This window comes from Streptomyces mutabilis, assembly GCF_014649815.1.
Taxonomy (GTDB): Bacteria; Actinomycetota; Actinomycetes; order Streptomycetales; family Streptomycetaceae; genus Streptomyces; species Streptomyces mutabilis.
In genome coordinates, this window is record NZ_BMTT01000143.1 from 1 (window position 1) to 725 (window position 725).

Here is a 725-nt window from a genome sequence, read left to right on the forward strand (position 1 = left end):
ATTCTTTTTCTTTATGATAATTCTAAAACGTTTTAGTACATCAATAAGTTTATCTTCAATATCTTCAAGTGTATAAGGCATAACAATTTCATCAGCACGTTCATCATGAAACGAACGTTTTGCTTTTAAGATAATACTTTTAATAATTTGAATTTCTGATAAAGAGTAATTCATTAAATACTTAGCTAGGTGTTCAGGGAACTCTTGTAATTCATAACGTGCTTCTTCTTGTTTAGATAAAGTATCAGATGTTTGAGATTGATGATTTGAATGATTTGGATGGAATACAGTGTTGGACTTACTTTTGATATTATGTATATCATTCATATCATTCGTATCATTAAACTCAGTATCATTAAACTCAGTATCATTAAACTCAGTATCATTAGAGTTTGTCTCACAAACTTCCGGAAGTTTGTTTTGTAAACTTCCGGAAGTTTGTTTTGTAAACTTCCGGAAGTTTGTTTTGTAAACTTCCTTGTCATCAGTGGATTTATTCGTCTTTTCTTCAGTTTGAATTTTATAGATATCATCTTCTGTAACTTCTGGTTTAATTAAATATAGCATGTTAGGTTTATTCAAACCTAATCTTTTTTGTCTTAATAAATTAACACTTTCTAATTCTTTTTTAATTTTAACTACTTTATTTTTACCTAGATTTAGTATTTCCATCAAATTTTCATTGGTATAAATAAAATAAATATTTTCCTCATTATCTACCCAAT

At 26.9% G+C, this 725-nt stretch carries 1 protein-coding gene; it reads right to left on the reverse strand.

Translation table 11 applies throughout. The annotated features are described in order from the left end of the window. Positions 1-725 (reverse strand): replication initiator protein A (locus IE142_RS35070; RefSeq protein ID WP_191889435.1); only part of this gene is annotated, 725 nt, incomplete at both ends.